The organism is Cohnella sp. GbtcB17 (genome assembly GCF_019091135.1).
In the GTDB taxonomy this organism is placed as follows: Bacteria; Bacillota; Bacilli; order Paenibacillales; family Paenibacillaceae; genus Cohnella.
In genome coordinates this window covers 94,330-119,604 of the sequence record NZ_JAGXJW010000015.1, presented here as the reverse complement: position 1 = coordinate 119,604, position 25,275 = coordinate 94,330, and the positions used below count along the sequence as shown (strand labels likewise).

The following is a 25,275-nucleotide window of genomic DNA, read 5'->3' as shown; positions in this document are numbered from 1 at the left end:
TCCTTTAAGGTTGAATGAATTCGTTCGTGAAGGCCGAGGCCAGGTCCTGCTTTTTCTTCAGGAAGCCGACGTCGATCAGGCTGTCCTGCAGCGTGCTCCACTGCGACTCTTCCATCTGACCGAGCGGTCCTTTGTCCGCTTCGAGCAGCGGAATGCTGGCCTTCATCATTTTCGTCTCATGCTCCAGGTTCAGCTGGTCGCCGGATTGGACCGTCACCTGCGCAGCCTCATCCGGGTGGTTTATGGCATAATCCCAGCCCTTCATCGTCGCTTGAACGAAGCCCTTCACCGTCTCGGGATCCTTCTGGATCATTTTTTCGGTCGTGAACAGCGTATCCGCATAAAAATTAATGCCGTAGTCGCTCGGATAAATGACGTTCACTTCTTCACCTTGCTCCTGGGCCGCGATTACTTCATTGATGACGTAGCCCGGCCAAGCTTTGACTTGTCCCGTCAGCAGCGGGCTGAGGTCGAACTTGACGGGCATCTCACTGATCGATTTGGCCTTGACGCCGGCCTTGTTGACCATGGCCCGGTACGTAAGCTCCTCGTTGCCGCCGAGCTTGACGCCGACCTTCTGGCCTTCGAGATCCTTCATGGACGTAATGCCGGAGGTTTTAAGCGTGAACAGCACGAATGGCGTCGAGCGGTAAATGACGGACAGTGCGACGACGGGGGCGCCTTTTTCGCGGGACATCAGAATCTGGTCGGCTCCCGTGACGCCGAAGTCTTCGCTGCCCGAGGATACCATCTGCACCGACGGAAAGTCCGAACCGCCCGGTCGGATGTCCACGTCGAGTCCGGCGTCCTTGTAGTACCCCTTCTCCTTGGCGATGTAGAAGCCGGCGAATTGCGCCTGATTGATCCATTTCAGCCGGACGACGACTTTTTTAAGCTTTTGGGAGTCCGCATCCGCGCTCGCCGCCGAAGACGCAGCCGTCGTCGCGGACGAGGCCGAGCCGCCGGCCGGCTCCTGACTGCCGCCGTTCGTGCCGTTGCTCGCAGAATTGCTGCCGCAGCCGGCAATCGCGACGATCGAAGACAACAAAATCGCAGACATCCATTTTCCGTTCACTTTTCGCATGCTCGATTCCCCCGTTGTTATGTTTTTATAGCGATTCAAGAGCGGTCAGCAACTTGCTAGAATCGGACACGCTGCCGAACACGCCGCCTTGCATCTGCACCATGCGAAGCGCGGCTTCGTGGTTCGAAGGATCGGTCGCTCCCGTGCAATCCTCCAGAATCAGGCACTCATAGCCGCGGTCGTTCGCTTCCCGCATCGTCGTATGGACGCACACGTCGGTCGTGATCCCCGTTAGGATGAGGTGCGTGATCCCGCGCGTCTTCAGGAGCAGATCGAGGTCCGTTGCATAGAAGCTGCCTTTGCCCGGCTTGTCGACAACCGGTTCCCCCGGCAGAGGCGCAAGCTCCGGGATGATCTCCCAGCCCGGTTCTCCTCGCACCAGTATCCGTCCCATTGGCCCTGCGGAGCCTATCTCCGCCCCTGCCCTGGCGCTTCTCCACCGTTTGTTTTCCGGCAGGTCGGACAGGTCCGGACGGTGTCCCTCTCTCGTGTGGATGACCGTGAAGCCCTGAATTTCTCTCACTCTTTTGAGCAGCCGCGAGATCGGCCCGATCGCCCGCGCCGTCAAGGATAGGTCGTAGCCCATCCGCTCGACGTAGCCGCCCTTGCCGCAAAAGTCGGTTTGCATATCGATCACCAAAAGCGCCGTTTTGTTCGGATCAATTTTGCCGTCAAAGGGCCAAGCATAGGGTGTTGCCTCTACCGTCATGTTAGCTCCTCCTATCCCCAATGTCTTATCTCTTTGTTATGTGTCACATTATATCACGCCAAATTTCGATATTCTTTGTGTAATTACCAAATATCTTTGCATTATTGTTGTAAAAATAACGAATGATCTCATATACATAACATTTAATGTTACATAAGTGTTGTGAATAATGATTTTAGCGGCAAAACGTTGGCGGACATCATGCATATGCATGAATACTTCGGCGTGAAATGATTTTTCAGCTATAAGAAGCCCGCGATTTTCGCGGGCTTCGTTCATTTTACGGCTGAAAAAACGTTTGGATATGTATTTCTCCCCGTCTCTCGAATGCACATGCAATCCGTTCATTCTATAAGACCTAACTTTTCGTATACGGCCTGCGTAACGACACCGCTCGGGACGAGACCGTTCTGACGCTGGAACTTTTTTAATGCGATCGTCGTCGAAAATCGAAATCTGCCGTCGCACGGTCCGAGGTAATAGCCCGCGCCTTGCAATCGATTCTGAACGAGCTGAACGACAGCGCCTACGTCCCCTTCGCTTAACGGTTTTAATTCTTGAGTCGCTTCGCCGAGCACATGGCCGAATATGGTGACTTTTGTTCCGATCGGTATGATCTCGTACAGTTCTTCAACATCCCGATTGCGCATGCGAATGCAGCCGTGACTGGCGTGCTGGCCGATGGAAAAGGGTTTGTTGGTGCCGTGAATGCCGTATATTCCCCAGGGCACGTCTAATCCAATCCAACGCGATCCGAACGACGGCCCCCAGTTTTTCCCCTTATAGGTGACGCTGTATTCGCCAACGGGCGTAGGCGTTGAAGGATTGCCGACCGCGACGGGGAAGCTTTTGTACGGCTTATGGTCCAAATTCACCAATAACAGATGTCGCTCAGGGTACACTTCGATCGAGATCAGACCGCTGTCTTTGACGATCGGCAGCGCCGGATTTGCTTGAATCGGCGTGGAATGCAGCGTTTGAAGCACGAAAAAGAAGAACGTTAAAATCCAGACTTGCTTTTGGCACCGACTCATTCCGTCACCCGATTGTTTTTCTATATCGTGACCGAATCCGGGAAAATCATGCAACATAGGTCGGGCTGTCGCCTCATATCGTAAAAAAGCAGAGAATGCCCGCGTTTGTCGCGAAGACAGGAGGATCGCTCCATGGCCGTTTCGTATATGGATTTTACTTCGCCCAATGTGCAATTCGCTTACGACGTGAATCGAAACCGGGTATTCACCAAGGACGGCGCCAACTTCATCAATTCGCTCGGCATCCAACAGCTGAACACGCTAGGCAACGCCTCGCTGCTCGATATTTATATGTCGGCTGGCAACGTGGTCGAGCCGCATATCCACCAGAACGCTTCCGAGCTTGTCTACCTGGTCGCGGGCGCGGCGGTCGTCTCCCTGCTCAATCCGTTCACCAAAGAAGTCCGAAGCTTCGCGTTAAAGCCCGGCCAGGTCGCGCTCGTGCCGCAGGGCTGGTTCCACTGGGAGATCGCGACGGAAAACCAGACGCATATCCTCGCGATCTTCGACGCGCCGGTCCCGGAATTTATTGCCGTCTCTGATTTTTTACGGCTCGCGCCGAGAAACCTGCTTGCCCACACGTATTGCCTCGACGAAGCCAAAATCACTGATGCGCTTGCGCCGATTACGGACACGACGACCATCGGCCCGTCCGCAAACTGCGGAAAGAGGGCCGTCCCGCATGCACAGCCTCGCATTCAAGCGCATGCGGCGCCCTCTTATCCGTTTTAAAACGTATTATAAACGTTCTCGCATTCCTCTACGGTCGGCTGATAAAAGCAATGCTTCTTCCATCGTCCAACGAGCGGCTGGCCGTACCAGGTCGGCGGACACGGCCCGGGATTCTCGAACGAACCCGGCCGGAAATACCAGAGCGAAAATTCGGCCGGCCAGCTTCGCTCCCCGTTTACCGCCCGCTGCGCCAGACGGCGCTCCCGTTCCCTGGCGTTCTGATAATACAGACCGTGCTGCAAAGCTTCGAACGCATGCGGTTGCTCGATCATTTGAGGTATCGTCCGGATGCCTTTAAAATCGGAGCAATTTGCCCGGACTCGATTGATGCCCACGTTTCCGACGAGGAGCATGCCCGTTTCGCCTTCGGTCTCCGCCTCGGCTCGCAGCAGCCTCGCCAACATGTCGATATCCTGTTTCCTGGCTTTTACGACTGCCATCGGCTCACCTCATTCGATTTCTAGGCTCATCATATTAAAGGCGAGGCCGATGTGTGAATCGGTCCGGAGCGGCAATTTAAACGAAGCGGAGCGTCACGCGTCCAAGCAATCGTCCATATACTGGTCATTACGAAGAGGGCTTTCCGCATAAGTATTTGGCGTATTGAACCGGGCGTTGATAGACGACGGATCGGTTCGGGATGTTCTGGTAAAGACTTTTTTGCGGCTTGCCGTTCAATTCGATGATCCAGGGATGCGCTTCGCTGTCCAGGGCGATGTCGACGCTGAATTCTCCAAGATGATAATCGGTTTCCATGTCCAGAATCTCTGCCGTTCTGAGGCTGACGTCGTATATCGAGGTCAGGATGCGCCCCACGCGGTCCGGTGGATATAGCTTCTCAAGAATGTTCCGGGACAAACTGGTTTTGATGAAAATGCTCGTATTGAAGCTGCCTTTGTACGCAATCCTGCTGACAAGATTGGTCACGGACCACAAGCCCTGTTCGTTTTTCTGCACGAGGGACCGAATATCGAAGACTTGCCCCTCGATTTGGCTAATCGAAATTCCCTTTTGCACGATATAAGGCGTCGAATCGAGCGTTCTTTTCATATGCTCGTTAAATAAAGACAAATCGTTCGTCATCGTGTTAGGCGCGAAATAATGCTGCCCCGCGCGGATGGCTCCCGTACGGCTCCGCTCCGCCCGGTACACGCCTTTGCCCATGCAGCCGTAAAGCGGTTTGTAATAGATTTCCCCGTGGCGTTCCAGCATGCTTGTCGCGCTCGATTCGTCATAGGGAACGGTTTCCGGCAGATGAGGAGAGAGCCATCTGTTCAGTACATTATAAATCTCAAGCTTGTTAAATTGATTAATATGATTAAATACGTGTTGCTCGCCGATCGTCGACATGAGTTTTAACAGAAATTCCGGATCGGTGCGGTAGCAGCGATTATATACGGCTTGGGGAAACGGAAACCGGCCGACCGCCCACCTTCCCCGTTCGCGATGGAGCCCGACGATCGTCCGACTTCTCCAATCGATGGACGACGGCGTGAATGAAAATAGCCTGACGCCGGCAGCGTTGTTCGATATATACGGGCGTAGTGCCTGCTTTCTTTGCGCGCGACTCGCTACAAGAATGCCTACAAGGCTATTTTTTGTCGGCATGGTCGACCTCCCTCCAGTAGCGCAAGGTTCGTATGATAAGGTATGTAGTCCCCTTCCGAATGGCATGGACAACAATACATGATCGCAAAAATTAAACAGGTAGGATAGGCACGTAACGATGCTTCCCCGAATAGAGTGTGAATGGGCAGAATCTGCGGTTCAGTACAGCCCGATCCACGATAAAGGAGCGTGCACGTCGCCTATGGGTAGATTGCCAGGTCCTCCCGGACCTCCGGGACCGCAAGGGCCTCAAGGACCACAAGGGCCTCAAGGCCCGCAAGGGGCGCAAGGAACGCAAGGATTGACAGGAGCTACAGGCGCTCAAGGACCAGCCGGAGCGCAAGGACCTGCAGGGCCGCAAGGGCCGCAAGGGCCGCAAGGACCTCAAGGACCTCAAGGACCCGTAGGACCTACCGCGCCGGCTTCGTTTGCCTTTCTCTGCAGCTCGGTCGATCAGACGATCGCTGCCGCCCCCGCGCCTGGCGCGCAAGGCGGAGCCGTTACGTTTAACGACACAGTCATTGATTCAGCGGACGTTACCTTCACGCCGCCCTCGACCGTCAACATTTTGACGACCGGATTTTATCGCATCACTTGGGAAGTATTTCCGACGGCCGGCGACTCCGCTTTCGGCTTGTTCTTCGACCCCGATGGCGCCGGTCCTGCCCCTCCTGCGCTCGTGCCTTGCAGCAATTACGGATCGGGGTCGGGGAACCAACCCTATCCGGGCCAAGTCGTCGCTTTGTTGACTGCCGGCGGCACGCTCACTTTGAATCGTATCGACAACATGGGCGCTCAAACCTTGCAAGCCAGTATTGGCGGCGGAACGCCGGTGACGAGCGCCTCGCTTCTCATTGAGAGACTAGGTTAAGGCTAGCGTCCGATTACACGCCTAAAAGCTTCCCTTTCGATTCGAACAGAATCTGAAGGGAAGCTTTTTTAAATGAATCGGTGTATTCGATTTGGAGCACGCCAAACAAACGAATTACGTTTCCCATCTGGAATGAAGCACGCGATCGCAAAAGTTCGGCTGCTTGAAGCCGGGCATGAACATCGCACACACGTCTGCGTTCATCGTGCCGTAGGTCGTCTGGGGCTTATGCTTGAAGCCTTCCCAGAAGGCGTGCAGCATCTCGCGCTTGAACTCGTCGCGCGGGAAGGCTTCAACGACCGACCGCCGCATTTCATTTGAAATCGATTCAAAATTTTTGCCTACCACGTCATAGCCGACGCCAAAATTCATCAAGGCCGCTTCCGCTTCCTTGTATTCGACAATCCCCGTCGACGTATGAAGGGCTACGGCATCCCATACCAGCCTGATCGAATCTTCCGGCACTCCCCGGCTTTGCAGAAATTCGCGGGCCGCGTTCGCGCCATCCACCTCGAAGCGCTTGTCCGGACTACGGAAGGCTGGCGTCAGTCCCAAGTCGTGGAACAGCGAACTGATATATAGCAATTCCGGGTCGTACTTCGTTTGCCGCTCGTTGCCTCTGATCGACGCGAACAAAAACACGCGATTCGAATGGTTCCAGAGCAAGTCGCCGCCATGCTCGCGCAGTAACTCTGCTGCTTCGGAAGCGAGCTTGCTGTCGGGAATTTTAATATTCGCGATGAACGTAGACATGGATCGATGTCGCCCTCCTCATTTAGGTTGCCGCAGCAAAGCGAATACTTAACCGATCTCCTGCTCTGCCTCTTCCCGGAGCCGCTTGATGTCGCTGATCGGCGGCAGCCCGAACAGCCTCGCGTATTCTCGGCTGAATTGCGAAGGGCTCTCGTAACCGACCCGGTAGGCCGCGTCGGCGGCATCGAGCGCTTCGGTCAACAGCAGCCGGCGCGCCTCCTGCAGCCGAATCCGCTTCTGGTACTGAAGCGGACTGAGCGTCGTGACCTCCTTAAAATAGCGGTGCAGCGACGACGGGCCCATATGGGCCATCCTGGCAAGCTCGTCGATATGGAGCGGCCGTGCGTAATCTTGTTTGATGCGGGCGATGACGCCGGCGACTCGGCTCGTGCCGCTTCCGGCCAGCGCGATCTGCTTGAAGGCGCCGCCTTGTTCCTCGCTTAGCAATCTGAAGTAGATCTCGCGGAGGACCAGCGGCGCCAAATAGGCGACTTCGCGCGGCGAATCCAGCAGCCGGACAAGACGGACCGCAGCGTCCAGCAGGGCGGGACTCGTCCGATCGACGTACGCTCCCCGCTTTGGCTCCCTAGCGTCCTCCCGGTCCAGCTTCGCGTCTTTGATCACCTCGAGTACTTGAGCCGGATCCAGCCCGAGACGCAAGCACAAGTACGGCGATTCCGCAGAAGCCTGCAGCAGCCGCGAAGTCACCGGCAGATCGACCGAAACGACAAAGTGCGCCGACGGTCCATAAGTATAGCTTTCCCCGCCGAGCATGACGACCTTTGCGCCGCGGGCCACGATCACGACGCCGGGCTCGTAGACCGTATGGACGGGCAATGTCGCCTGCGAGCTGCGAATCAAATGAATCGATGGAATGTCCGTACGGAATATGCCGTCTTTGCCCGTATGTCGTTCGATCAGCTCGGCCAGCACGGCGAGCTTGTCGGCAGTCTGTTGATCGAAGTCCGTAAAAAGCGCTTCACCGCCAGATGGTGGAGCGGCAATCTGCGATTGCGGCATCTTCTTCCCTCCGTCGCTTTTCGGAAATAGGTTAACGATATTATAGCACCGAACGAGAGCCTCATCCGGACGATTGGAGGATTAGGCAACAACATGGTACGAACCGGCTACCGGATCTCTGGCCAGTCGTCGCATAATAAAGGTGCGGCTCATACGACCTTGAACAGGAAAGGCGGAACGAATATGAAAAGAAGAAAGTTGGGCAACGGCGGACTAGAGGTGTCGACGCTCGGGCTTGGCTGCATGGGCATGTCAGATTTTTACGCCGGCAGAGACGACGAGGCTTCGCTTCGCACCATCGACCGCGCGCTTGAACTCGGCATCGATCTGCTCGATACGGCGGATATGTACGGCGTAGGCAAAAACGAAGAGCTGGTCGGCAAAGCGATCAAGGGTCGCCGCGACCAAGTGGTAGTCGCTACCAAGTTCGGCAGTATGCGCAGCGAGGACGGCAAGTTTCTCGGCGTCAACGGCCGCCCGGAATACGTCAGGGCCGCCTGCGAAGCGAGCCTGCGGAGGCTTGGCGTCGATTACATCGATCTGTATTATCAGCACCGTGTAGACCCGAATACGCCGATCGAGGAGACGATCGGCGCGATGGCCGAGCTGGTGCGGGAAGGCAAGGTTCGTTATCTTGGCATGTCCGAGGCGGCGCCGGCGACTCTCCGCCGCGCGGCTGCCGTCCATCCGATCGCCGCGCTTCAGACGGAATATTCGCTCTGGAGCCGCGATGTCGAGGACGATATTTTGGCCGTATGCCGCGAGCTCGGCATCGGGTTCGTGCCTTACAGTCCGCTCGGCCGCGGCTTCTTGACCGGGCAGATTCGCAAGTTCGAGGATCTGGCGGAGGACGATTACCGCCGGTTCTCTCCTCGCTTCCAGGGCGACAACTTCCAGCGCAACCTGGATCTCGTCGATCGGGTCTCCGAGATCGCCGCGGAGAAGGGCTGCGAGCCTTCCCAGCTGGCGCTGGCATGGCTGCTGGCGCAAGGCGAGGACATCGTGCCGATTCCCGGAACGAAGCGGATCAAGTACCTGGAAGAGAATGTCGGCGCGCTTGACGTCGCGCTAACGCAAGCGGATCTCTCGCGGATCGACGACGCCGCCCCGCGCGGAACGGCCTTCGGCTTGCGCTATCCGGAAGCTTCGATGAGCAGCGTCAATCTCTAAAAGGGGACAAAACGCTTTGTTCGGCGATTGAACCGAACAAAGCGTTTTCCGCCTATATACGCTTGACCATATCGTACCAGACGACGCCGCCATGCTGCGATGCGGATCTGCCGCAATTCGCAAACCCCAGCTTTTCGTAAAAGACAACCAAGTCCTCCTTGCACGTCAGCGTGATGCCTTCCCTTCCGTTTTGCTGCGCGCGCTCCTCCCACTCCCCCATCAATCGCTTCGCAATGCCTTGGCCTCTGGCTTTATTGGATACGGCCAGCCCCAGTACGCTCTGATAACCGCCTCTCTTCGGATTCGCCTTGATTTCTTCGAATAGATCGTCCGTGATATAAGGTCGCTCGATGACGGGTCCATTGATGTAGCCCCATATATCCCCTGCGTTTTCAGCCACGATAAACGTATCCGGGATCAATCGTATCCGCTGCGCGAAGGCCGCTTCGGTGGCGGCTTCCTCCTGCGGGAAGCATTCCTTTTCAATCCGCACCAGTTGTTCCAAATCCGAAGCTTGCACATTTCGAAGCGTGATCATGCCTGTCGTCCTCCTGAGTATAGTCCACTTTCCATTCTAGAGGAATTCGGCCGATCCTGCCCGTTCCTTTCTTCGCGCGCCAAAAAAGGCCGATGCAGCAGTGCACCGGCCTCCAAACGCTTATTCGGTTGCGAATCAGTCTCTCCAATAGCTTAAATGCGGATATCTGAACGTGTTCGACGTCTTCCGTTCGCCCAAGGCAAGCGCTCCCACCGGATCGTAAACGAACGGCTCCTCGCCTTGCGCGTAAGGCACCGCTGCCCGGCGGTCCAGGCACGCAAGCAACATTTGCTGCTTCAGGCCGAGATACTCGCGGGTGTGCGGACCGAAGTCCCACTCGATCTCGCCCGGGCGGAATTCGTAATAGACCGTCCGTCGAAGCGGATTGCCGTCGCCCGCCGGGGAACCGTGCAGCACAGTGATATCGTGGAAAATTGCGTCGCCCGCTTCCAATGGAACCGGAATCGCATCCTCCGTGCTGAAGCGGTCGGCGCCGTCTTGTTCGATCCGCGCTTTGCACGCTTCCTTCGACCACTTGTTGCTGCCCGGGATTACCCACAGACAGGTCGCCAGATCGGCCGCATCCAGATAAAAGTCGACATTAAAAATCGGACGAGAATCCGTGCACCCTTCCGGAACCTCTGCATCGCGATGCCACGGTACGATGATGCCTTCGTCCGGCATTTTGAGCACCATCGAGTCCCACGTCGGAATGAAGTTTCGGCCTTGCAGCTTTTCGACTGAGCGCAAAATAAAAGGATGGCCGAGCAGCGCCTTCATCGGATCGCTTTTGTCGATCACATACTCGATGCGGCGCAAAATGTTGCGGCCGGATTTGCCCCCCTTGCCGTACATATAGTCGGGGTCGTCCTGAACGCCGGCTACGCCTTTGGCCACCAGCTTTTCCATCTCGTCCTGAACGATTTTTAGCTCTTCGCCCCGGAGCGCTCCCTTGATGACCAGAAATCCGTTGTCCATAAAAAACTGGGCCTGCTCCTCCGTAATGCTGCTTTGCGTGCGCGCGTCTGCATAGATCATATCTGTCTGCGACTTGCTCATCGAATCGTCTCCTTTTTTAATCGTCTATTGTGCTTCGACTTCGATTTTATCGAATCGGATATCCGAAGTATTTGGTTCGAATAGGGAAGCTTGTTGCCAAAATCACTTTCCTATACGATAAAGAAAGTACCATTGAGAAAAGGAGCGATGACGATGAGCGAGGAAGAAGAAAATCTAACGGCACCCGGCGGCCCGCGAACGAACGATACGCATCCGGATCAGCCGGATTTTCAATATCCCCCATTCATTTCTCTCGCGCATCTGTTCGATGCGCCGGCGGGCTGGGCGATTCACAACCGGACGATGGGGCAGTATGTCCTTCAATACGTCGTTGAGGGCAGAGCGGACTATCCGGTTAACGGGCAACCGTATCCGACGGCCAAGGGCGACCTCCTGTTCCACCGTCCCGGAGAGCCTCACTCCATCCTGACTATGGAGGGAGAGCCTTACGTATGTCTTTCCTTCGTATTCCATTTTGGTGCGACTGACTTTCCAGTCCTCCCGTTATTCGGAGACAAGCATCTGCTCGGCAACTTTGCGGGCACGGAGTTCGAGAAGAAGCTCCTTCGGCTCGTGCATCTGTATCGGCAGCCCGAGCTTTCCGCGCAGCTGCAAGCGAAAGGTCTGCTGCTCGAAGTGCTGGGCGAGGCGGCTGCGGGAGGGAATCGGGCGCAAGCAGGCTCCGCGGCCGAAGAGCGGACGAAAGCCAAGCTGCTGCTTGCGCAAAATTACATCCGCGAACACTACGCCGAAAACATCCGGCATAGCGATCTGGAGCGGATCGCGGGCTTAAGCCGCAACTACATCATCGTACAGTTCAAACGGCAATTCGGCCTTACGCCGATGCAGTACGTGACATGGGTGCGCATTCAAAAAGCAAGGGAACTGGCGCTGCAGACGAACCTGTCCATAAGCGAGATCGCAGGTCTGGTCGGGTACGCGGACGTACATACGTTCGGGAAAATGTTCAAGAAAAAAACCGGGACGAGTCTGTCCCAGTTTTGCTCGGCGCTCGTTACATATAAAGTTTAGGCGACGTCGTTCAGTTCGGCTGCGAGAGCGGGTTGCTCGGATTTTCGACCATGACGCCGATTTCACAGAAGTCGGAGCTGCCGCCGGAGGCTTCGAGCTCGACGCGGAGATGATAAAACCCGTTGTGGAAACGAAGCGTATCGAGATAAAGCGGCTCGGGTACTGTGCTGCCTTCGTACAAAATTTTGCTTCCGAACCGGAAGGTGAACCGTTTGATCGATTCTCCCTCGGGCACGCCGGCATCCACGTCGATCTTCAATACGTTATTGACCTTCTGCCGGTCCTGTATCCCCCGCATGTTGACGGCAGCCTTCGGAGCGGGAGCGACATAGACGCCGTCGATCCACAACTGCCCGTTTTTGCGTTCCTGCCTTCCTCCGGCAGGCGCGACGACCAGTAGGACCGCGTCTTCGGCCGGAACGACGAACGTCGCGGTTCCGGTAACCGACTGCGCCAGAAATCGGCCGCTCACCGTGTCGTAGAGGTCGACCGCATCCTGTCCAAGCCCGTTGATCTCGATCGTCTGCGCAGAGCCGAACGGATTGTAGTACAAGAAGGTCGGGTAGGCTTCCTTATGGTAATAATCCGTTTTCAGGCAATCGATCTTCAGTATCCCCTCGATGTTTGTCTTCTCGATCAGCGCGCCCATAAATCCGACGTGGCTGCCGCTGTATACCGAAAAGTCGAGCGGCCCCCACCCGATCACGGTAGCGTCTCCGCTCGCATAGGGCGACTTGCCCTCGTATTCTTTACGGATGCCTTCGTACGGAAGCGCATGTTCGGGGTCTCCTTCCCAGTCCGCACCAGACTGCTTGTCCGCCGGCAGGCCGTCCGCGTAGAACATGCGGGACTGGTTGGCGACGTTCAGCATCCATTTGCCGACCGTGCGCGCGTAACGCGAATCGTAACGGAGCAAAGGCGCCAGCGTGCTGAACAGAAAAAATCCGTTCATAACGAAAATATAGCCGCCGAAATCCTTCAGATTGCCGACCAAGCCGTGCATGTCGTAATTTCCCCATCGCTCGATGCACATGCCCCAATCCGGTCGAATCTCCACGCCGCCGTCGAAAATCCAGTTGATGTACTTCGTAATATCATGGCTTGTCCCCTGTTCGACTTCCATGCGGGCCGCCAAATAAGGCGAATAGTACATGAGCAGCTCGTAATAGGGATTGTCCTCCTGATCGTCGAGAAAATCCAGGCATGCGTCGGCCGTATCCAGATACTTTTGATCGCCGAAGCGGAGAAAGGCCAGGTACATGAGCATCGCAACGCCCGAAGCCGCATCCGGCTCCTTCCATTTGCCGTTGTCGACAGGCTCCATATTTTTGAAGTCGAACGAGGTATAGTTAAAGTTGAGCCGCCCGTCTTCGTCCGTCATGATCTTCACCGCTTCGACCCAGCGGTCCGCAGACGAACGGACGAGCGCCTCCATTTCCGGCTGATTCGGATAAAAATAAGATAAAACGGCGTACAAAATATTCGCCTGAATCTCGTACCAGAACGTATCCCCGCTTGGTATACAAGGATACCAGACGAATACGCCTTCTTCTTTACGGAAAAAAGTTTGCAGCATTTTTACGTAATTGTTGCCATCTTGATCGCTCTTGTCGATGCCGACCAGCGTCGCGCCGAGTACGGCTGCCATAACCGTGATCGCTTCCTGCGAGCCGTTGCCGCCTTGATCCGACTTGCCGACGTAGGACATAAGGCCGAAAGTATCCTCATCCATATTGTAGTGTGTTCTGTCACGCCAAATGACCGGCAGATAGTCGCCTTTGCGGTCGAAGTCGAAAGCGAACCGGTCGAACGCCTTCGCCTTCTCCCGCCAATCCCTGATCTCGAACGGTTTGGGCATCGTCGGCATGACTTGAACGAGATGGAGATTTTTTTGAGGAGATGGCGTCGCTTGTTCTTGCTTCGTTTTGCGCATAGGCAGCTGTGTGGCCATCTTAGTTCGCCTCCTAAAGAAAGTGGTTGCCGCAAAACACTATTACCCCGAATGGGCAAAATGATATAAACAAAGCGGCATCCTATTATTTGGAAGCCGCTTAAGAACGCTTGTTTTATTCACGTTATAAGAGTTGCCACGCCCTACCGTTCCTCATCGTTGATGAAGCGCCCTATTCGAACGGATCGACTAATTCATCCAGCCGCCTGTTCTTGCTCCGGCGATTTCCCTTTATGGATAAAGAGACCGAACACAAGCGCGACGAGCGCGATGATGACGCCGAACCAGAATGCGTTGTTAATGCCGGATGCGAGCCCTTTAACGATTTCCGCCGGAGCCTGCGGATCGCTTGCATCGCTCAAATACTGCTTCTGCCTGCTCGACATAATACTGATATATAGGGCAGTGCCGATTGCACCAGACACCTGCTGCAATGTATTCAAGATCGCAGTCCCGTGCGGGTGCAAATGATTTGGCAACTGGTTAAGTCCTGCCGTCTGTGCAGGCATCATGACTAGCGCGATGCCAATCATCAGCGCGATGTGAATGGTCACGAGGAAGCCGGTGCTCGTCGTTTCGTCGAATCGGGTGAATTGCCACAGTGAGATAACAGCTATGACCAATCCAGGGACGACCAGAACGCGCGGTCCGAACTTGTCAAACAGCTTGCCTGAGACTGGGGCCATGAATCCATTGATGATTCCTCCAGGAAGAAGGATCAAACCGGACTTGAATGCCGTTACCAGGAGCACGCCTTGCATAAACATCGGAAGCATGATGGCCGATGAGAAAAAAGTCATCATAAGCATAAACAACAGCACCGCGACAAGCGCAAATGTCGGATATTTAAAAGCCCGTAAATCCATGACGGGTTGCTTCAATATGAGCTGCCTCCAGACGAACAGCAACAACGCAACGCCACCCGCCGCGATCGTCCAGATGACTGCCGGTTCCGACCAACCGCGTTCGCCTGCACTGCTGAACCCATAGACGATTCCGCCAAAGCCGATCGTCGACAATACGATGGATAAGAAATCTACGCGCGGTTTGGTGACTTCCGACACATTCTTAAGCACAGCGGCTCCGATTATAACGGAGAGAAGTGCAAACGGTGTTACGAGGTAAAACAGCCAGCGCCACGAAAGACCATCAACGATTAAACCCGATACGGTCGGGCCAATCGCCGGCGCGAACATGACGACGAGCCCTAACGTCCCCATCGCTCCACCCCGCTTTTCCGGCGGAAAAATGGTCATGATGACGTTCATGACAAGCGGCAGTAGCATGCCGGTCCCGATTGCCTGAATAATCCGTCCGATTAGCAGCACGCTGAATGTCGGCGACACCGCTGCGATCAATGTACCGACAAAGAACAGGCCCATCGCTGATAGAAAAATTTTTCGGGTCGTGAACCACTGCTGCAAAATTGCCGTCACCGGAACAAGCACGCCAACGACGAGCATAAAGGCAGTGGACAGCCACTGGGCCGTCGCCGCAGACACATCAAACGATTTCATCAATTCGGGAAGGGCATTACCCATCAACGTTTCGTTCAAAGCGGCGACGAACAGACCGATAATCAGGGCAAGCATAATCGGGCCGCGCTTGATATTGTTCAAATTACTCATTTTTTCTCCCCCAAGCCTCTGTTTTTAGCTCATTGTTTATGACCGCAGCGACAAATGCGCCCATCAAACTATATAATGGTTTATCGAGTCCTTAATCGATCTATAATATCCACAATTAAAGCGCAAGACACGTATCAATTCTTGTTTGCCCCATGGGTACAACGCTTGAAAGCATTATCCAGTACCGACTGGACCGTTTGTTCCCTCAGGTATTGGTATAAATGCTGCTCAGCGCCGTACATCACTTTTTCAACCAAACAGTCGTTTTTTTCTGGACGTTTCGGATCCCGCAGTGCCGGTCCCTCTTCCGCTAACAATCGATGCTGCCGCGAACTCGAATTGGAACATTCGAACAACTTTTGTCTGCCTTCAATTACTTGAATCACATCAAGAAACGTGATCTGATCCGCCGGCCGTGCAAGCTCGTAACCGCCGTTCACCCCTGGCACTGCACGTACGATTCCATCCCGCCTCAGCTTAGACATGATTTTGGATAAATAGCTTTCGGAAACGCCAAGCTCCGCCGATAATTCCTTGATCCCGACGTTGTTGCAACGCTCCGAGTTTCCCAGATGAATTAAGGAATGTAGGGCATAATCTGTGCTTTTGGAGAACTGCACGGTTCCCCCTCCCCCCCAAGAATATGGTTAATAAAGACCTTTGATATCCATAATATACGATTTACTTTCAAATTGCAAAACGAATTTAATCCGAACTTCGCTTCCTGATCCATAAAACTTGAACCTTGAACGTACATCGCTCTGTTACAAACGAAAAGCTCGTACCGTGCAGGAAATTACGATTCCCTGCACGGTACGAGCCCCCTACCTGATTATTTGTGCTTCAAATGCTCCAGCGTCACCTGAATGATCTCCTCGATATGCGAGTCGTCCAGGGAGTAATAGACGGTTTTTCCGGCTTTTCGCCGTTTGACCATGCGCAGGTTCCTTAAGTATCTCAGCTGGTGCGACACGGCCGATTGTCCCATTTCCAGGAGCTCCGACAAATCGTGAACGCACAGCTCGCGTCCCATGAGCGCGCTAATGATTTTGACCCTCGTCGGATCGCTGAGCGCTTTGAACCATTCTGCGATATCTTGAATGAGCGGTTCGCGGATCATCTCCGCCTTGATTCGAGCCAGATCGGCTTCCGAACCGCCGCACGACACTTCGCAATCTTCCGCGATCGGCTGCTGCATTCCGGCACCTCGTTTCTTCCGTAAGCGATGATTCATTATACCAGACAGCCAAGTAATTAGAAAAGATTACGATTAGCCTCCCGGTTAAGACCGGTTTGTTCTTCATCCGATGTAGACGGAAAGCGCAACCATCGTGGACAATAGAATCGATGGAAAACAAGGTTTACATACGACTGCTTAATCTATGGCGAAGGAGGTACCACGGCAAGTGAACACGAACGAATTGGCGCCCGATCAGCGGCGTTCTCCATCCGGATGGCGTGCGCTGCCTGAAGTTCTTGCGGTATCTGCGAAGCTCGGTCTGACTTCGTTCGGCGGCCCGATCGCCCATCTCGGGTATTTCCATAATGAGTACATACGCAAGCGCCGCTGGCTGGATGAAAAAAGCTATGCGGACCTCGTGGCGCTCTGTCAATTTTTGCCCGGGCCCGCGAGCAGCCAGGTCGGCATCGGCATCGGTGTCATTCGCGCCGGCTTGCTGGGCGGACTGGTAGCGTGGTGCGGCTTTACGCTTCCATCCGTCGTTGCGCTAGTCGTGTTTGCAACGTTAATGAAGGGCATGGATATCGGCCAGGCAGGCTGGATCCACGGGCTCAAGCTCGTCGCAGTCGCTATAGTCGCGCAAGCCGTCCTCGGCATGGGTCAAAAATTGGCGCCGGATAAAAAAAGAGCTACCCTGGCCGTCATCGCGGCATCGGTAGCGTTGTTGTGGCAATCCGTGCTCAGCCAAGTGCTGATCATCGCGGCAGCGGCGCTCGCAGGATTATGGATGTACCGCAAATCGGCGGCAGAGCAAGCGCCCCTGCTCGCCGTCCCGATTCGCCGAAGCGTCGCTTATGCGTGTCTGGCTGCGTATTTCGGACTGCTGATCGTTTTGCCGCTGCTGCAAAGTCTTTACCCTTCGGAGGGGCTCGCCTTATTCGACAGCTTTTATAGATCCGGCTCCCTCGTATTCGGCGGCGGCCATGTCGTGCTGCCGCTGCTGGAGCAAGAAGTCGTTCCCTCCGGCTGGGTCGGCAAAGAAGACTTTCTGGCGGGATATGGCGCCGCACAAGCCGTTCCGGGCCCGCTTTTTACGTTTGCCTCTTATTTGGGCGCGATGACAAGCGGGATAACGGGTGCGATTATCGCGACCTTGGCCATCTTTTTGCCGGCCTTCCTGCTCGTCGTCGGCGCGCTGCCTTTCTGGATCTCGCTCCGTAGCAGCGCGCGGGTTCAAGGCGCTCTGGTCGGCATAAATGCGGCGGTCGTCGGCATTTTGCTGGCTGCGCTTTACAATCCGCTGTGGACGACGGCGATTTTATCCCCTGCGGATTTTGCGCTCGCCGCCCTCTTGTTCGTGCTGCTCGTTTTCTGGAAGTCGCCTCCCTGGATAGTCGTGGTGCTGGGCGCCGCCGGCGGACTGCTGACTCAGCATTTATTCATTTAGCGAGCGGTTTGGTAACGTCTGATTTTGTTGAAAATCGCGCGGTTTGGGTGCTTAAGGAAAATATAGGGGTCCGGCTTGGTGTTCACCTCGAGAATCCAAGGCTTGAGCGATTTGTCCATCGCGATATCGAGCCCGATTTCCGAAATGCCTGGAAACGATTTTCGAAGCGAGCGTCCCGTTTGAACGCCGAGCCGGGCCAGCGACTTAAGCTGTGCATGTACATTCGTTGTGTGCGGCTTTAACAGCGTTTCCGCTGTATATACCTTGCCGCCATTGTGATAGTTGGTGACGATTTTGCCCTTGGCGGCCGCCCGGCCGATGATGCCGGTCGTTTCCCAACGCTTTTTCGGGGAAAGCTGGGTCATGACGCGCAGGTCGAAGCGGTTGCCGCGATAGCGAAGCAGATGAATGCCTTTTTGAACCAAATACGTTTTTCCTCGCGTTAACCGGCGCAACGCGCCGAATAAAGCTTCGAAACGGCGAAACTTGACGATTTTGCGGCCTGCCTGATAGCGATAGCCCGCGCCGCTCTTTTCGACCCGCATCACGCCATTGCCGTAGGAGCCGCGGTCGGGTTTGACATACACCATCTTGTAGCGATCAAGCATGCGCTTTAAGTGATCGGCCGTCAATTTTGAAGTTTCCGGCAAGTGCCGCGCTACCTCTCGATTACGTCTTATTGCATTCGTTTTCGCCCACTTGCTCGATATGCGTCGAACCATCGCCGGCTTCCCCTCCGATTTGTCTCAAGTCCCTCCTATCCTATTCGTCTTCATCTTTGCCGTCTTGGCCTCATATACCGGTATGCTTCGAAAGTTAATTCTTGCATGAGGGCTATGAAAAAGCCTGCGGCGAACAATGGGCTCCGAGGTTCCTTCGGATCCCACGTCGAAGCTCGGACAGGCAATCGTTAAAACTTGATGTTCTGCGCCTCCCGCTTCTTGGCGGCCAACGCCTTCCAGCCTTTTCGGATGAGGGCCAGCGCTTCTGGATTGTCCGCGTACGTTTTGGTATATCCCTTCAGACGCTTCGACAGCTTGCCCAGCGTACCGTTGGCATCGTTCAAAAAATCGTTCAACGCAAACACGCTTTTTGGCATCTTCGTCTTTTGGATCGTTTGAATCAGCCTTCGAACCACTTTCAGCTGGCGCGCTTGTTTGTCCTCTCTCAATCGTGCCTTCTCTTTTTCGTCAATCGGTTTAAGCTCGGTCTTCGAACCGGAGCTCACGGCGTTCAGCAGCGCTTTGAACGCTTTTTTATTGTGTGGCGTAGGACTCATCTGGCGTTCGAGATTTTCCTCGTAGGCGAACGGATTCCGCAGTACCGTTGCCCCGCCGAGCCCATCTTTGCTGCGCTCGGCGCTTGGCGCGCCTAGGAACAGACTGTCCATGCCGCCGTTTCCTTCGTAGAAGACGGCCTGCAAAGAGGATACCGTGCCGTCGATGACACACTTCAGCATCATCTTGACGAGCGTCTCCGCCGAATAGCTGGATGAGCCGCCGGCCTCAAAGCTGCGCGTCAGCTCGGAGATGCCCACGACGCTCACGAACTTTTGAAGATGCTCGGTCAGATTGCTTCGGACGGTATGCGACTTCGATACGTTGTGATTCAGATAGTACAGCATAATCGCCGCCAGCTCACGGTCCTCGAATTTCTCTTTGTCGTCCAGGTCGGCGCCCGTCGCCAGCTTATACAGGGAGGCCGCGCTTGGATCCTTGGCCATATTCAACATGGCTTCGACAAGCTTGTCGTAATCGGGGGGCGGTTCCTTGATCGTTTTGCCTCGCGTCTCCGCATTGCCTCCGGCTTGAATAAAGTGGCCGGTGCTATCCCCAATTCGAAGCCGCTGTTCGCCAATATAAAAATAATCTTGGGTCGACAAATCCGCGATTTTAGGAACATTGCTGCTGCGGTCGGCCGAATAAATTTTCCGGTGAAGCGGCTCGTCGAACCGATGCTCGTCTTTTGTCGATTCCAAAAACGCAGAGCGGAGGATATCCATATTGGAGGCCGTCAGATTCATCAAAATTTGAAGCTTCTGCTTGGCGTCCAGCTCCGTCGTTTCGTCGTCGCTGCTCTCCTCGACATCCGAGGAATATATCGTTTTCTTCGGTTTGACGTCGACATCCAGCTTTCGCTTTTTATTGTCGGATCTTCCTGCGCTTTCTTTGCGCTTTCGCTTTTGAGGCAGGACTTTGGCGTCTCCTTCGATTTCCATGCCGCCCTGAGGCTCGCCCGTGCTGCGTGTGCGGAGCATTTCCTCCGCGGCCGTGAGCGCGCCGCTGTGTTTGGCCATCCAGCCGGTCAGCGACACCGACTCGTTTTTCGTTCGATTCGCTTCAAAGTCCCTCAAGATCGGATCGTACAGCGCGGTCATATCCATATCGTCGCGCTTCCACTCCATAAATGTACGGAGCAGCTGCGCGATACGCTCTTCTTCGCCGTTGTCCGCTTCCCCCGATTCCGTCACGAACTTCCCCTGCGCAACCGGATCGGCGGCGCCTTGCGAACGTACATTCGCCGAAGTCGGCACGTCGACGCCGCGCAGCATGCCAAGCAATCCGCGATTGCCGACCGCTTGCTGCAGCCGGGGCAGATGGCTTGCGGCTTTCAAGCGATCGGTATCGCCTCTAACAGGACCCGCTTGGGCCGTTCGCTGCAGCGATATCCGCGCGGACGGTTTGTTCGCACGATCGAACATCATCTGTGACCTCCCCTGCGTATCTCCGCTAATCCACTGGCCGAACACCTGTAATGTCGCGCCCGATGCAGATCGTCTGGACGATCTCCCCGGCTTCGTCCCGAACGTATTCGGACGTCGTCTCGTACAGACGGTATTCGCCGTTCTTGTGGCGAACCCGCCCGACAAACCGTACCGAATCGCGCTGAATATACGAGAGGCCGCGGAATTCGACCAGCCTCATGATTTCCTCCGGCGGGTTAAACGCCGCCGCGGGCTTGCCTATGACTTCTTCCGGCAAATAGCCGAGCAGCGCGGTGACCGACGGCGATATGTACGTAAATACGCCGTCCGGCGAAAAGACGGAGACGATATACCGGGGACGCTCCAGCTTCTCGATGGTGATGAGCCAGCCGGCCTGCGGTTCGTCGCTTCGAAGCGGCACGCAGGTGAGCCTGACCTCGATCAAATGTCCCTGAGAATGACGAGCGCTGCATTCGAGCTTCGAAGCGGCCATGCGGCTGTCGCCGAACCCGATCGCGCCGGCGGGGTCGATGTATCGATCCAGGGACGTCTGCAGCAGCTCTTCCCGCTCGAACGCCAGCATCGACAGGATCGCCGTGTTGGCCTGCCGAATGCGGCCCTCGGCATCGATGAGAAGCTGTCCGTCCGGATGGTGCTCGAAGTAGCTTTGAAAAAGGTCTTGCGATGAAAGCACGTTATTTAACAGCATGTTTTTCCGCCCTCTGGTTAATTGCATAGGCTAATTATATACCGACTCTTCAGGTTCATAAAAGACAGCCAAGTCAAATTAGGTACAATTTGCGCGACAGGTTAAATACGGGAATATTGGACAACTTAATGATGTTCGGCGGTTCGGGTTAGAAAGGATGGTAAAGTTGGACGGATTGGATAACGGAGATCTTTCTTCCATCGTCGAAGAACTTCGCTGCCGATTAGGGGGAAGTTCGGACTTTATTGTCAGGCTTATTCAAGACGAACGGAACAGGATTGATAAATATGCCGTTTGCTACATCGACGGATTGGTGGACAAAAGCTTGCTGGCATTCTTGCTGGAGGCGGTCGTGGCGGAAGCCCGGGAAGATGCTGTCCATCCTTCCGATCTGGCGGCATCGCTTGCCTCTCGCGTACCTGTCGGCGCACTGGCGGATGCGGCAACCGAGGATTCGCTCGTTCAGGCGATGCTGAACGGAGAAGTCGTCATTATCGGGGCCGGACGCTCGGGCGGACTGTCTGTGGCCATTCCCGGCGGTCCCTCCCGTTCCATCGAGGAGCCGTCTTCCCAGACGGTCGTTCGGGGACCGAAAGACGGCTTTACGGAAAATCTGGCAGACAACCTTTCACTGGTACGCAGAAGACTTCGCACGCCCGATTTGCGAATCGAGGATCGTATCCTTGGTCGCTATACGCGAACGAAAATCGCTGTCGTTTATATTCACGGCATCGTGCAGCCCGTCATATTGGATGAGCTTCGCCGTCGTCTTGATAAGATCGATATCGACAGCATCCTCGAGAGCGGCTATATCGAGGAATTAATCCAGGATACGGCATGGACGCCCTTTCCGACAATTCAGAATACGGAGCGGCCGGACTCCGTCTCCGCCTATCTGCTCGAAGGCCATGCCGCCGTACTCGTCGACGGTACGCCGTTCGCTTTGCTTTTGCCCGTCACTTTTTTTAAGTTCTTTCTGTCGAGCGAGGACTACTATCAACGACACGATATCGCCTCATTCGTCCGCATGATCCGATTCTTTTCGTTTTTCGTCAGTCTCCTCCTTCCTTCGCTTTATATCGCCGTGACGACATTTCAGCAAGAGATGATACCGACGACGATGCTGATCAGTCTGGCCGCACAGCGAGAAGGCATACCGCTGCCTGCGCTGCTCGAGGCGCTGCTCATGGAGCTCACCTTCGAAGTCATCCGCGAGGCCGGCATACGCATGCCCAGGGTCATCGGACCGGCCATTTCGATCGTAGGCGCGCTCGTGCTCGGTCAAGCTGCCGTCCAGGCCGGCCTGGTGTCGGGCGCGATGGTCATCATCGTATCTTTTACCGCCATCGCGAGCTTCGTCATTCCGGCGCTGGGGATGTCGGCGGCTATTCGCTTGATGCGTTTCCTGCTGATGCTGCTTGCGGGCTCGTTCGGCTTGTTCGGCGTGCTTATCGGGATGATACCGCTCCTCCTTCATCTCGTCGCGCTCCGCTCCTTCGGCGTACCTTACTTGCTGCCGATCGCTCCTTTGAATTGGGGCAATTTCAAGGATTTGTTTTTTCGAATGCCTTGGAGAGTCCTGAAGCAACGGCCTGCTGTGATAGGCAGTCGCAATCCGAGACGTCAGCCTAAGCGTAATCGACATGGAGAGGGTAACCGTACATGAAAAAACGGTACTTATCGCTCTGTGCGCTGACAGCCTGCTGCCTGCTATCGGGCTGCTGGGACCGCAGAGAATTGAACCAGCTGGGCATCACCGCCGCGACCGGCATCGACCGGTCGGGCAACGAATGGACGGTAACCTATCAAGTGATCGTACCCTCCGCGATGTGGACCGGCGCCAGCGGCGGCGGCACGGCGAGCAGCTCGCAGTCTTCGGTACATGTATTTTCCTCGCGCGGCAGCACGATCCGGGAGGCGGCCAGCCGCGCGAATCTGGAGTTTACCCGGCAGCTCTATTTTTCTCACACAGACGTGCTCGTGTTGGGTAAGGAGGCAGCGCGCAGCGGGATATCCGAAATACTCGATTTGTATTTGCGAAGCTTCGACGCGCGGGAAACCGTGTTGGTGACCGTTACTGACGGAGAAGCTTCCCGGATTTTGCGTCAATTCGTGCCGCCGGAAAAACTGCCGGGAACGGCGATCGCAACGATCCTGACAACCAATCAGGAAACTTCGGGCTCTATGCCGGCCGTTCGCGTGTTTGATATAGTCAAAAGCCTTTACGCCGATTCAAACGCGATTCTCGTACCCGAAATCGGCATTCGCCGCGTAGACGGAGGAGACGAGAAAGCCTTAGAAGGTGTTGATGCCTTCAAAACGGCCGTCGTGCCGACGAAGCTTCGTCTGATGCGGCTAGGCGTATTTAAGGGAGACAAGCAGGTCGGATGGCTCGAGCGGAACGAGAGCTACGGCTTGGACTGGTTGAACGGTCGGATTAAAAAAACGACGATCGCATTCCCATGCCCAGGTGCGAAGTCGGACCAGGAACGCGGTACTTATCAAGTTAGAACCGCCAGCACGCGCGTTAGGCCCGTTAAGTCCGGCGATGCGTTTCAAATGAAGGTACGGGTCAAAGTCAAGGGCGCATTAATCGAATCTTCTTGCGCGAGGCGTCTGTCCGCTCCATCCACGGTTGAGGCGTTGGAGAAATCGATCGAAAGCGTCGTAATCGAAGATATACGAAGGGGGTGGGCTGCCTCGCAGCGTCTCCATGTCGATCTGGCGGAATTCGCGGACAAAATCCATCGAAAATATCCGACTGCATGGAACAAGGCGAAGCAGGACTGGGAGCAACGGCTCGATCAGGTCGATCTGGATGTGCGCGTCCAGGCGACGCTTGAAAACACGGGCATGCTGACCAATACGGTGAGCGAAAATCAGCCCTGACAAGATGAACTGAAGCGGGCTTGGCGTTTCGGAGGAAGGTGCATCGCATATGGATAATCGAACGACACAACCCTCGAGTTTAATCGCTTGTCTGGCCCTTTACGAGATCGGCAGCTCGACGCTTTTTCTCCTGGCTGCCGAAGCCAAGCAGGACGCATGGATCGCCATGACGATGGCTTCGGCCGCCGGCTTCGTTTTGCTCGCGCTCTATCTGGCCATGCATCGAATGGACCCGGCGCGAGACCTGTTTTCGCTCTGTCGAACCTATATGGGCAAATGGCTGGGCAAGGCGGTCGGGTTTGCTTTTTTCGGTTATTTCGCTTACGAAGCCTCCCGCAATTTGCGGGATTTGGTCGAGCTAACTTCGCAGATTTTGCTCAACGATACGCCTTTGTTCGTTATCGCATTGCTTTCGGTCGCCGTCGTGTCCAATACGGCAAGGTATGGCGGGCGAATCTTATTCCTTTGTTCGCTTGTCCTCTTTCCTTTTGTTATCGTCGGTTATTTGCTGCTCATATTCTTGCTGACAGGTCAACATTTGATCCATGCTGAAAATTTATTTCCCGTGCTGGAAAACGGGTGGCGGCCGGTTTTCAGGGCTGCCTTTCCCAGTCTGGTCTCTTTTCCGTTCGGTCAGACGGTCTTGTTTCTCGTCTTTTTCCCCCTTGTTCGCACGCAGAATCGCAACTTCACGCGGACCGTCTATCTCACTTACGCGGCCGTATCGATTTTCCTGATCGCCATGAACCAGCTGATACTGTTCGTGCTCGGGCAGTCCATCGCGGAAAGAGTTACTTTTCCGTTATTGGAAAGCGTTCAGCTGATCGAGTTTTCGCAAGTATTCGAGCGTATGGACATCTTCTTCGTATTCGTGCTTTTCCTGGGGCTCGGCCTCAAGCTCGCGGCTTTTTTTACCGGTGCGGCGACGGGCATCAGCCAATTGACGGGGATCGGATACCGGAAGGGCGTCTTTGGGACCGGCTTGTTGATTTACGGCCTTTCCTTTATATCGCCCAACTATACGCATCACATCTGGCTGGGCAAGGTCGTCACTTACTGGTTCACGATTTTTCAGATCGTTCTGCCGCTCCTCCTGTTCATCGCGATGAAGCTCGATCTCGGCAAAAGAAGGCCCGGTCATGGCTGACCGAGCCTGC

24 protein-coding genes are annotated in these 25,275 nt (G+C 55.2%); 8 read left to right on the top strand and 16 right to left on the bottom strand.

The genetic code is table 11. From position 1 onward, the window contains the following. Positions 1 to 4: 4 nt before the first annotated feature. From KVT38_RS10605 to KVT38_RS10595, 3 genes are all read right to left on the bottom strand, one after another. A complete protein-coding gene (locus KVT38_RS10605; RefSeq protein WP_217593683.1) occupies positions 5 to 1,084 on the bottom strand; it encodes an ABC transporter substrate-binding protein in 1,080 nt (359 codons plus the stop codon). A 25-nt stretch (positions 1,085 to 1,109) separates the two neighbouring features. After that, positions 1,110 to 1,793 (bottom strand): biuret amidohydrolase, encoded by a 684-nt coding sequence (gene biuH / locus KVT38_RS10600; protein WP_217593682.1) that lies wholly within the window; start codon positions 1,791 to 1,793, stop codon positions 1,110 to 1,112. 344 nt (positions 1,794 to 2,137) lie between these two features. After that, the gene (locus KVT38_RS10595) at positions 2,138 to 2,827 is read right to left on the bottom strand and encodes a L,D-transpeptidase family protein (RefSeq protein ID WP_217593681.1); all 690 of its coding nucleotides are present in this window, start codon (positions 2,825 to 2,827) and stop codon (positions 2,138 to 2,140) included. Between the two features lie 132 nt (positions 2,828 to 2,959). On the opposite strand from KVT38_RS10595, the gene KVT38_RS10590 reads away from it, so the two are divergent. After that, the gene (locus KVT38_RS10590; protein ID WP_217593680.1) at positions 2,960 to 3,559 is read left to right on the top strand and encodes a cupin domain-containing protein; all 600 of its coding nucleotides are present in this window, start codon (positions 2,960 to 2,962) and stop codon (positions 3,557 to 3,559) included. On the opposite strand, the gene KVT38_RS10585 is transcribed toward KVT38_RS10590, so the two are convergent. Next, entirely contained in the window at positions 3,556 to 3,999 is a 444-nt protein-coding gene (locus tag KVT38_RS10585; protein ID WP_217593679.1) for a cell wall hydrolase, read from the bottom strand. The genes KVT38_RS10590 and KVT38_RS10585 overlap by 4 nt on opposite strands. A 127-nt stretch (positions 4,000 to 4,126) precedes the next feature. Further along, positions 4,127 to 5,167 (bottom strand): YheC/YheD family endospore coat-associated protein, encoded by a 1,041-nt coding sequence (locus KVT38_RS10580; protein WP_217593678.1) that lies wholly within the window; start codon positions 5,165 to 5,167, stop codon positions 4,127 to 4,129. Between the two features lie 301 nt (positions 5,168 to 5,468). Here KVT38_RS10580 and KVT38_RS10575 point away from each other — a divergent pair, with 301 nt between their 5' ends. Next, entirely contained in the window at positions 5,469 to 6,038 is a 570-nt protein-coding gene (locus tag KVT38_RS10575; protein ID WP_217593677.1) for a collagen-like protein, read from the top strand. Between the two features lie 114 nt (positions 6,039 to 6,152). Here the strand turns inward: KVT38_RS10575 and KVT38_RS10570 are convergent, their stop codons facing one another. Both KVT38_RS10570 and KVT38_RS10565 read right to left on the bottom strand, forming a co-directional pair. After that, complete coding sequence (locus tag KVT38_RS10570) at positions 6,153 to 6,791, bottom strand: HD domain-containing protein (protein WP_217593676.1); 639 nt, start codon at positions 6,789 to 6,791, stop codon at positions 6,153 to 6,155. A gap of 48 nt (positions 6,792 to 6,839) precedes the next feature. Continuing rightward, a complete protein-coding gene (locus tag KVT38_RS10565; RefSeq protein ID WP_217593675.1) occupies positions 6,840 to 7,811 on the bottom strand; it encodes an AraC family transcriptional regulator in 972 nt (323 codons plus the stop codon). Between the two features lie 183 nt (positions 7,812 to 7,994). On the opposite strand from KVT38_RS10565, the gene KVT38_RS10560 reads away from it, so the two are divergent. Next, complete coding sequence (locus KVT38_RS10560) at positions 7,995 to 8,981, top strand: aldo/keto reductase (RefSeq protein ID WP_217593674.1); 987 nt, start codon at positions 7,995 to 7,997, stop codon at positions 8,979 to 8,981. A 52-nt stretch (positions 8,982 to 9,033) separates the two neighbouring features. Here KVT38_RS10560 and KVT38_RS10555 read toward each other — a convergent pair whose 3' ends face one another. After that, a complete protein-coding gene (locus KVT38_RS10555) occupies positions 9,034 to 9,519 on the bottom strand; it encodes a GNAT family N-acetyltransferase (RefSeq protein WP_217593673.1) in 486 nt (161 codons plus the stop codon). Between the two features lie 135 nt (positions 9,520 to 9,654). Next, positions 9,655 to 10,578 (bottom strand): phytanoyl-CoA dioxygenase family protein, encoded by a 924-nt coding sequence (locus KVT38_RS10550; RefSeq protein WP_217593672.1) that lies wholly within the window; start codon positions 10,576 to 10,578, stop codon positions 9,655 to 9,657. A gap of 153 nt (positions 10,579 to 10,731) precedes the next feature. Between KVT38_RS10550 and KVT38_RS10545 the strand changes: the two genes are divergently transcribed. Further along, entirely contained in the window at positions 10,732 to 11,610 is an 879-nt protein-coding gene (locus KVT38_RS10545) for a helix-turn-helix domain-containing protein (protein WP_217593671.1), read from the top strand. Between the two features lie 10 nt (positions 11,611 to 11,620). On the opposite strand, the gene KVT38_RS10540 is transcribed toward KVT38_RS10545, so the two are convergent. From KVT38_RS10540 to KVT38_RS10525, 4 genes are all read right to left on the bottom strand, one after another. Further along, entirely contained in the window at positions 11,621 to 13,561 is a 1,941-nt protein-coding gene (locus KVT38_RS10540) for a hypothetical protein (RefSeq protein ID WP_217593670.1), read from the bottom strand. A 194-nt stretch (positions 13,562 to 13,755) separates the two neighbouring features. Then, the gene (locus KVT38_RS10535) at positions 13,756 to 15,189 is read right to left on the bottom strand and encodes a DHA2 family efflux MFS transporter permease subunit (RefSeq protein ID WP_217593669.1); all 1,434 of its coding nucleotides are present in this window, start codon (positions 15,187 to 15,189) and stop codon (positions 13,756 to 13,758) included. A 134-nt stretch (positions 15,190 to 15,323) separates the two neighbouring features. Beyond that, positions 15,324 to 15,809, bottom strand: a complete 486-nt coding sequence (locus tag KVT38_RS10530) for an RrF2 family transcriptional regulator (protein WP_217593668.1) — start codon at positions 15,807 to 15,809, stop codon at positions 15,324 to 15,326. A 212-nt stretch (positions 15,810 to 16,021) separates the two neighbouring features. Beyond that, on the bottom strand, positions 16,022 to 16,387 hold the full coding sequence (locus KVT38_RS10525) for an ArsR/SmtB family transcription factor (protein ID WP_217593667.1): 366 nt from the start codon (positions 16,385 to 16,387) through the stop codon (positions 16,022 to 16,024). Between the two features lie 184 nt (positions 16,388 to 16,571). Between KVT38_RS10525 and chrA the strand changes: the two genes are divergently transcribed. Next, on the top strand, positions 16,572 to 17,816 hold the full coding sequence (gene chrA, locus KVT38_RS10520; RefSeq protein WP_217593666.1) for a chromate efflux transporter: 1,245 nt from the start codon (positions 16,572 to 16,574) through the stop codon (positions 17,814 to 17,816). On the opposite strand, the gene KVT38_RS10515 is transcribed toward chrA, so the two are convergent. The 3 genes from KVT38_RS10515 to KVT38_RS10505 form a co-directional block, all read right to left on the bottom strand. Then, positions 17,813 to 18,538 carry a YheC/YheD family protein gene (locus tag KVT38_RS10515; protein WP_217593665.1) on the bottom strand — a complete coding sequence of 242 codons (726 nt, stop codon included), beginning with the start codon at positions 18,536 to 18,538 and terminating at the stop codon, positions 17,813 to 17,815. The two genes, chrA and KVT38_RS10515, sit on opposite strands and share 4 nt — an antisense overlap. A 188-nt stretch (positions 18,539 to 18,726) precedes the next feature. Next, positions 18,727 to 20,520, bottom strand: a complete 1,794-nt coding sequence (locus KVT38_RS10510) for a hypothetical protein (RefSeq protein WP_217593664.1) — start codon at positions 20,518 to 20,520, stop codon at positions 18,727 to 18,729. 25 nt (positions 20,521 to 20,545) lie between these two features. Beyond that, positions 20,546 to 21,229, bottom strand: a complete 684-nt coding sequence (locus tag KVT38_RS10505) for a PAS domain-containing protein (protein WP_217593663.1) — start codon at positions 21,227 to 21,229, stop codon at positions 20,546 to 20,548. Positions 21,230 to 21,386: 157 nt separating this feature from the next. Here KVT38_RS10505 and KVT38_RS10500 point away from each other — a divergent pair, with 157 nt between their 5' ends. From KVT38_RS10500 to KVT38_RS10490, 3 genes are read left to right on the top strand one after another with little or no spacing between them, the layout of a single operon-like run. Next, positions 21,387 to 22,895 (top strand): spore germination protein, encoded by a 1,509-nt coding sequence (locus tag KVT38_RS10500; protein WP_217593662.1) that lies wholly within the window; start codon positions 21,387 to 21,389, stop codon positions 22,893 to 22,895. Beyond that, positions 22,892 to 24,118 carry a Ger(x)C family spore germination protein gene (locus tag KVT38_RS10495; RefSeq protein WP_217593661.1) on the top strand — a complete coding sequence of 409 codons (1,227 nt, stop codon included), beginning with the start codon at positions 22,892 to 22,894 and terminating at the stop codon, positions 24,116 to 24,118. Before KVT38_RS10500 ends, KVT38_RS10495 begins: the two co-directional genes overlap by 4 nt. A gap of 49 nt (positions 24,119 to 24,167) precedes the next feature. Continuing rightward, positions 24,168 to 25,265 (top strand): GerAB/ArcD/ProY family transporter, encoded by a 1,098-nt coding sequence (locus KVT38_RS10490; RefSeq protein ID WP_217593660.1) that lies wholly within the window; start codon positions 24,168 to 24,170, stop codon positions 25,263 to 25,265. The last annotated feature ends 10 nt before the right edge of the window (positions 25,266 to 25,275 follow it).

What these genes read in the sequence shown, in the direction of transcription:
- KVT38_RS10510 (WP_217593664.1), bottom strand. Translation starts at nt 20,520, where the DNA reads ATGATGTTCGATCGTGCGAACAAACCGTCCGCGCGGATATCGCTGCAG.
- KVT38_RS10580 (WP_217593678.1), bottom strand. Translation starts at nt 5,167, where the DNA reads ATGCCGACAAAAAATAGCCTTGTAGGCATTCTTGTAGCGAGTCGCGCG.
- KVT38_RS10515 (WP_217593665.1), bottom strand. Translation starts at nt 18,538, where the DNA reads ATGGTTCGACGCATATCGAGCAAGTGGGCGAAAACGAATGCAATAAGA.
- KVT38_RS10535 (WP_217593669.1), bottom strand. Translation starts at nt 15,189, where the DNA reads ATGAGTAATTTGAACAATATCAAGCGCGGCCCGATTATGCTTGCCCTG.
- KVT38_RS10505 (WP_217593663.1), bottom strand. Translation starts at nt 21,229, where the DNA reads ATGCTGTTAAATAACGTGCTTTCATCGCAAGACCTTTTTCAAAGCTAC.
- chrA (WP_217593666.1), top strand. Translation starts at nt 16,572, where the DNA reads ATGGCGAAGGAGGTACCACGGCAAGTGAACACGAACGAATTGGCGCCC.
- KVT38_RS10525 (WP_217593667.1), bottom strand. Translation starts at nt 16,387, where the DNA reads ATGCAGCAGCCGATCGCGGAAGATTGCGAAGTGTCGTGCGGCGGTTCG.
- KVT38_RS10550 (WP_217593672.1), bottom strand. Translation starts at nt 10,578, where the DNA reads ATGAGCAAGTCGCAGACAGATATGATCTATGCAGACGCGCGCACGCAA.
- KVT38_RS10585 (WP_217593679.1), bottom strand. Translation starts at nt 3,999, where the DNA reads ATGGCAGTCGTAAAAGCCAGGAAACAGGATATCGACATGTTGGCGAGG.
- KVT38_RS10590 (WP_217593680.1), top strand. Translation starts at nt 2,960, where the DNA reads ATGGCCGTTTCGTATATGGATTTTACTTCGCCCAATGTGCAATTCGCT.
- biuH (WP_217593682.1), bottom strand. Translation starts at nt 1,793, where the DNA reads ATGACGGTAGAGGCAACACCCTATGCTTGGCCCTTTGACGGCAAAATT.
- KVT38_RS10565 (WP_217593675.1), bottom strand. Translation starts at nt 7,811, where the DNA reads ATGCCGCAATCGCAGATTGCCGCTCCACCATCTGGCGGTGAAGCGCTT.
- KVT38_RS10500 (WP_217593662.1), top strand. Translation starts at nt 21,387, where the DNA reads ATGGTAAAGTTGGACGGATTGGATAACGGAGATCTTTCTTCCATCGTC.
- KVT38_RS10490 (WP_217593660.1), top strand. Translation starts at nt 24,168, where the DNA reads ATGGATAATCGAACGACACAACCCTCGAGTTTAATCGCTTGTCTGGCC.
- KVT38_RS10545 (WP_217593671.1), top strand. Translation starts at nt 10,732, where the DNA reads ATGAGCGAGGAAGAAGAAAATCTAACGGCACCCGGCGGCCCGCGAACG.
- KVT38_RS10495 (WP_217593661.1), top strand. Translation starts at nt 22,892, where the DNA reads ATGAAAAAACGGTACTTATCGCTCTGTGCGCTGACAGCCTGCTGCCTG.
- KVT38_RS10605 (WP_217593683.1), bottom strand. Translation starts at nt 1,084, where the DNA reads ATGCGAAAAGTGAACGGAAAATGGATGTCTGCGATTTTGTTGTCTTCG.
- KVT38_RS10560 (WP_217593674.1), top strand. Translation starts at nt 7,995, where the DNA reads ATGAAAAGAAGAAAGTTGGGCAACGGCGGACTAGAGGTGTCGACGCTC.
- KVT38_RS10570 (WP_217593676.1), bottom strand. Translation starts at nt 6,791, where the DNA reads ATGTCTACGTTCATCGCGAATATTAAAATTCCCGACAGCAAGCTCGCT.
- KVT38_RS10595 (WP_217593681.1), bottom strand. Translation starts at nt 2,827, where the DNA reads ATGAGTCGGTGCCAAAAGCAAGTCTGGATTTTAACGTTCTTCTTTTTC.
- KVT38_RS10540 (WP_217593670.1), bottom strand. Translation starts at nt 13,561, where the DNA reads ATGGCCACACAGCTGCCTATGCGCAAAACGAAGCAAGAACAAGCGACG.
- KVT38_RS10555 (WP_217593673.1), bottom strand. Translation starts at nt 9,519, where the DNA reads ATGATCACGCTTCGAAATGTGCAAGCTTCGGATTTGGAACAACTGGTG.